At 70.1% G+C, this 5,833-nt stretch carries 6 protein-coding genes; all 6 read left to right on the forward strand.

Annotation, left to right across the window (positions count from 1 at the left end):
* On the forward strand, window positions 1-677 hold a 677-nt coding region (locus G6018_RS06765; protein WP_182639219.1), incomplete at its 5' end, for an SDR family oxidoreductase.
* 92 nt (window positions 678-769) lie between these two features.
* On the forward strand, window positions 770-2,071 hold the full coding sequence (locus G6018_RS06770) for a cytochrome P450 (protein WP_095717665.1): 1,302 nt from the start codon (window positions 770-772) through the stop codon (window positions 2,069-2,071).
* 14 nt (window positions 2,072-2,085) lie between these two features.
* Window positions 2,086-2,301 carry a ferredoxin gene (locus tag G6018_RS06775; protein ID WP_095717619.1) on the forward strand — a complete coding sequence of 72 codons (216 nt, stop codon included), beginning with the start codon at window positions 2,086-2,088 and terminating at the stop codon, window positions 2,299-2,301.
* Between the two features lie 5 nt (window positions 2,302-2,306).
* Window positions 2,307-2,882, forward strand: coding sequence for a nuclear transport factor 2 family protein (locus G6018_RS06780; RefSeq protein WP_179525949.1), 576 nt, complete (start codon window positions 2,307-2,309; stop codon window positions 2,880-2,882).
* A 5-nt stretch (window positions 2,883-2,887) separates the two neighbouring features.
* A complete protein-coding gene (locus G6018_RS06785; RefSeq protein ID WP_338404124.1) occupies window positions 2,888-4,171 on the forward strand; it encodes a hypothetical protein in 1,284 nt (427 codons plus the stop codon).
* Window positions 4,172-4,224: 53 nt separating this feature from the next.
* Window positions 4,225-5,833, forward strand: a 1,609-nt coding sequence (locus G6018_RS06790; RefSeq protein ID WP_182639220.1) for an AMP-binding protein, incomplete at its 3' end; no start/stop codon positions are given.

Consider the following 5,833-nt stretch of genomic DNA (forward strand, 5'->3'; position numbering starts at 1 on the left):
TGGTCGTGGGGGCCCGCCGCGCCGACCGCCTCGACGACCTCGTGGGCCGGATCCGGGAGGCCGGGGGACGGGCCACCGCACGACCGGTCGACGTGACCAGCGCGGAGTCGGTGGCGGCGTTCGTGGCCGCCGCCGGTGAGGCGTACGGCCCTCCCGAGGTCCTGGTCTCCAGCGCGGGCACCCTGAAGATGGCCCGCGTGTGGGAGATGGAGCCGGACGACTTCGCCTCGCAGATCGACATCCACCTGCTCGCCGTGCAGCGGCTGCTCCACGCGGTGGTCCCCGGGATGGTCGATCGCCGTCGGGGCGACGTGGTCCTGATCGGCTCCGACGTCGCCTACACAGCCCGGCCCCGCTCCGGGGCGTACGTCGCGGCCAAGGCCGGCCTGGAGACCATGGCCCACCAGGCCCGCAAGGAACTCGAGGGCACGGGGATCCGCCTCGGCGTGGTCCGCCCGGGCCCGGTGATGACCGAGATGGGCACCGAGTTCGACCCGGAGACCGCGGAGTCGGTCATCAACGACTGGGTCAAGCACGGCTTCGGTCGTCACCCGCGCATGTGTAAGCCGGCCGACCTCGCCCGGGGGGTCGCCGCCATGGTGTCGATGCCCCGCGGCGCCCAGATCACCGAGCTGGAGATCCAGCCGGAGGCCCCAATCGAGGAGGACTACTCGTGACCAGTACCGACAGCTCCACCGACAAGCCCACGGACTTCTCCACCCTCACCGAGCCGCGTCGGGTCTCCGACGGCGAGGGGGAGCTCGGGCACATGGACGAACTCCGTACCGACCCGATCGGCCTGTTCTGGCGGGTCCGTGAGGAGTGCGGCGACCTCGGCGTGTTCAAGATCGTCGACCGCGACATCTGCCTGGCCTCCGGGGCGGCCGCGAACGAGGCCTTCTTCCGTGCGCCGGACGAGTCGCTGGACCAGGCCGCCGCCTACCCGTTCATGACGCCGGTGTTCGGTGAGGGCGTCGTGTTCGACGCCAGCCCCGAGCGCCGCTCGGAGATGCTGCACAACACCGCGCTGCGCGGCGAGCACATGCGCCAGCACGCCGTCACCATCCCCCGCGAGGTCCAGCGCATGGTGGGCGAGTGGGGCGACGAGGGTGAGATCGACCTCCTCGAGTGGTTCTCCGAGCTCACCATCTACACCTCCTCGGCGTGCCTGATCGGTCCGAAGTTCCGCGAGCAGCTCGACGCCCGGTTCGCGCACCTCTACCACGATCTCGAGCAGGGCACCGACCCCCACGCGTACATCGACGCCTACGCAGACATCCCCGCGTTCCGCAAGCGGGACGCGGCGCGAGCGGGGCTGGTCGAGTTGGTCTCCGGGATCATGGACCAGCGGATGGCCGAGCCGCCGGCGAGCAAGGAGGACCGCGACCTCCTCGACGTCCTGGTCTCCGTCAAGAACGACGACGGCACGTACCGGTTCACCCCGGACGAGGTCACCGGCATCTTCATCTCCATGATGTTCGCCGGACATCACACCACCTCCGGTACCAGCGCGTGGATGCTCATCGAGTTGCTCAAGCACCCGGACTACCTCGCGCAGGTGGTCGCCGAACTCGACGAGGTCTACTCCGACGGGGCCGAGTACAGCTTCGGGGCGTTGCGTCAGATGCCCAGGGTCGAGAACGCCCTGAAAGAGACGCTGCGTCTGCACCCGCCGCTGATCATCCTCATGCGGGTGGCGCAGGAGGACGTGCAGATCGGCGACCACGTCGTCCGCGCCGGGCAGACCGTCGCGGCGTCCCCCGCGGTCTCCAACCGGCTGCCGGAGGACTTCCCGGACCCCGACTCCTTCGACCCGGAACGCTATGCCGAGCCGCGCCAGGAGGACATCGTCAACCGGTGGACCTGGATCCCCTTCGGCGCCGGACGGCACCGCTGCGTGGGCGCGGCGTTCGCCCAGCTGCAGATCAAGGCCATCTTCTCGATCCTGCTGCGGGAGTTCGAGTTCGAGCTCGCGCAGCCGCCCGAGAGCTACCACAACGACCACTCCAAGATGGTCGTCCAGCTGGCCCAGCCGTGCACCGTCCGCTACCGGAGGAGGCAGCGCAGGTGAGCGGGCAGCAGCCGATGCGGGTGGAGGTGGACTTCGACCTGTGCCAGGGGCACGCCGAATGTCAGGCGGAGGCCCCCGACTGGTTCACGGTCGGCAAGGGCTCCGAGGCCAAGGTGCGTGCCAAGCGGGGCGTGGTCCCCGACGACCAGCTCGAGGCCGTCAAGGCCGCCGTCAAGTACTGCCCGACGCAGGCACTCCGCCTCGTCGAGAACCAGACCCACCAGGAGTGAGTGACGTGACCCGATACGACCGCGCCGAGATCGCCGAGTTCGTGCAGCGCTGGATCGAGGCCAACGCCGAGTGCGAGCGCAACAAGGACTGGACCCCGCTCGCCGACTTCTACGCCGAGGACGCCACCTACGGCTGGAACTACGGCACCAAGGACGACTTCATGGCCGTCGGCCGGGACGAGATCCGCGACATCGCGCTGGGCCAGGAGATGGCCGGGCTCGACGGCTGGGAGTACCCCTACATCCGGACCATCATCGACCCCGAGACCGGCGACGTGCTCTGTCTGTGGAAGCAGATCGCCCGAGACACCGTCGACCCGAAGACCGGGAAGCCGTACGAGGTCCACGGGCTCGGCGGGTCGTGGTTCCTCTACAACGGTGACCAGAAGTGGAAGTGGCACCGCGACTTCTTCGACTTCGGCAACGTGGTGGACCTGTTCATGCGGATGTACGAGGCCGACGCGCTCACCGATTCGATGAAGGCCCGGTTCGAGGCGGCCGGGGACAAGCCGGCCGGGTGGTATCGCATCGAGGACAGCCCGGCCCCCTTGTGGCCGGTGTCCGCCCCGGACGAGGTCTGAGTCCGGTGGCCGCGCGCGACCGGATCGTCAACAGCGACCCCCTGGAGTCCCTCGACCACGCCAGGCTCGCCAGGCTGCTGCCCGACCTGCTGCTGATCGGCCAGCTCATCGACCGGGCGGGGATGCCGGCCCTGCTCGGCGAGTTCGGTGTGGACGGGATGCGCGATGTGGCGATCGAGGAGTGGCAGGCCGCGAGCCCGCACTACACCCGGCGCATGAAGGAGGCGCTGTCGATCACGGGAGACGGCGTCGCGGAGATCTTCAAGGGCTTCCAACTGGATGTGGGGGCGCCGCCGGAGTTCATGGACTTCCGGTACGCGGTCACCGACCACGACCACGGCGAGTTCTGGCTCGACCACTGCGGTGCGCTGATGGACGTCGAACCGATGGGGGACCGGCTCGTCACCACGATGTGCCACGACATCGAGGACCCCACCTTCCCGGCCACCGCGCTGGCCACCAACCCCCGGGCCGTCGTGGAGCCCGTCCACCGTCCGCCGCGCAGCCCGGAGGGCCGGACGCCGCACTGTCACTGGACCGTGCGGATCGACCCGGATTCAGAGCCGGCGGCGTGGCCCGAGCCGGCGGTCGAGTCCGCGAGCAGCCGGTTGATCGACTTCGCCTTCGAGCCGCCGGAACCGCGGGACACCACCGGTGAGGGCCCTCGGGACGACTACGCCGGTCCGCTGTTGACGGATCTGAGCTTCCCCGAGTTCACCGCGGCCGCGCTCGTCCGCATGACCCGCGAGGTGTACCTGCAGATGCACCTGCTGGCGGTGGGTTTCCACCAGTCGGTGCGTCGCCGGTCGGACGCCGAGACCGCGGACCGGCTGCTCGCCTACCAGGCGACGGGGATCGCGGGGGTCGCCGCGGGACGGATCCGAGACGTCCTCGGCGTGGAGGGGGACGCACACGGGTTGGCCGCCGTGCTCGATCTCCACCCGCTGGCCGGTCCGACCGCCTACACGGGGTACTCGTCGTCGGTCTCCGGCGACGGCGCGAGCGTCACCGTCACCTGGGACACCGCGGCGGACGCGTTCGCCGACGACACCTGGATGCCCCTGCTCGCCCGGGACGGCCTGCGCCCCCTCGCCGCGGCGGCACAGGCGGTCGACCCGCACTGGACCGTGGAGCGCGTGCCCTCGGACGGCTCCCGGGTCGAGGCCGTCCTCCGGCTCGGAGACGTACCAGCGAAGGAGTCCGACGAGGTCGCCGTCACCCGGATCAGCACCGGGGCGGCGTTCGACTTCGGACCGGCCCGCACGCCACTGCCCATCACCCCGGTCTGAGACCGGACGCTCGCCCGAGACAGCACACCCGACCCCGTCACGGAGGACACCACATGGCACACAACCTGGCCGACCTCTTCGAACACGCCGTGGACGCCTACGGCGCCGACCGTCTGGCGGTGGTGGAGGGCGAACGTCGTCTCACCTACGCCGACCTGGAGGCCGAGGCCAACCGGTGGGCCTCGGCGCTCGCCTCCCTGGGCGTCGGGGCCGGCGACCACGTCGGTGTGCACCTGCGCAACGGGGTGGACTGTCTGGCGCTGATCCTCGGAGTCCTCAAACTGCGGGCGGTGACCATCAGCATCAACTACCGCTACTCGGGCCCGGAGCTGCGCTACCTCTACGACTACTCCGACACCAGCGTGCTGGTGTTCCACCGCGAGTTCGGCGCCGCGGTGACCGAGGCCGTACGAGGGCTCGACGCCGTCCGGCACACGATCATGGTGGAGGACGGCTCGGGCGTCGACACCCTTCCGGACGGTGTCCTCCCCGCCCGCGAGACCCTGGAGGCGGCGTCGGCGGAGCGCCCCGGGGTGGAGCGGAGCGGCGACGATCTCTACCTGGTGTTCACCGGTGGCACGACGGGCAAACCGAAGGGTGTGATGTGGCGTCAGGAGGACCTGTGGCGCAGCCTCGGAGGTGGCGCGGACTACCACACGGGTGAGCCGGTGCCCGACGAGTTCCACCAGTCCAGGGCGGGTCTGGGCGGTGACCCCATGCGCTACCTCATCCTGCTCCCGCTCATCCACACCTCGGGCATCATGCCCAGCTTCACCGGCCTGTTCGCCGGCGGCACCATGCACTACCTCCCGCACTTCCGGGCCGCGGACGTCCTGGAGGAGATCGAGACCGAGAAGATCCAGGTCGCCGTGGTGGCCGGTGACGCGATGGTCCGGCCACTCGTGGATCTGATGCGGCGGACCGACCCCGACACCTCGAGCATGTTCATGGTCTCCTCGGGAGCCGCCCTGTTCTCGCCCTCGGTCAAGGCGGACCTGCTCGAGCTCCGTCCCGATCTGATGATCATGGACGCGTTCGGCTCGTCCGAGGGCGGCTTCGGCGGCCTGGGCGTGGTGACCAAGGCCGATCTCGACGACGGGTCGCTCTTCGCCGACCACGGACCACGGATCCCCAGGGGTACCACCCTGCAGCTCGTCGACGACTTCGACGAACCGCTGCCCGACGACTCGCAGGAGATCGGCTGGATCGTCAAGAGCGGGTACCAGCCCGCCGGCTACTACAAGGACGAGGCCAAGACCGCCGAGACCTTCCGGGAGATCGCCGGCAGCCGCCGGGTGTTCACCGGGGACCGCGGACGGTACGACGGCCCCGACACGATCATCATGCTCGGCCGGGCCAGTCAGGTGATCAACTCCGGCGGCGAGAAGATCTTCGCCGAGGAGGTCGAGGCCGCGCTCAAGGCGGTGGCCGGGATCGAGGACGCCGTGGCGTTCGGGGTCCCGGACGAGCGGTTCGGGCACCGGGTCGGCGCCGTGGTCCAGTGGGCGGATGCCGCACAGGGCTCATCGCCGGACTCCTCGCCGGGCACCGGCCCGCGGGACCTCGACGCCGTCGGGCACGCCCTGCGCGAGCACCTTGCCGGGTTCAAGATCCCCGTGGCGTACTGGGTGGTCGACCGCGTCGAACGCCATCCCAGTAGCA

The organism is Dietzia sp. DQ11-44, from assembly GCF_014145205.1.
Classification (GTDB): domain Bacteria; phylum Actinomycetota; class Actinomycetes; order Mycobacteriales; family Mycobacteriaceae; genus Dietzia; species Dietzia natronolimnaea.

Coding starts and splice junctions, on each gene's coding strand:
- G6018_RS06770 (WP_095717665.1), top strand. CDS start 770: ATGGACGAACTCCGTACCGACCCGATCGGCCTGTTCTGGCGGGTCCGT.
- G6018_RS06775 (WP_095717619.1), top strand. CDS start 2,086: ATGCGGGTGGAGGTGGACTTCGACCTGTGCCAGGGGCACGCCGAATGT.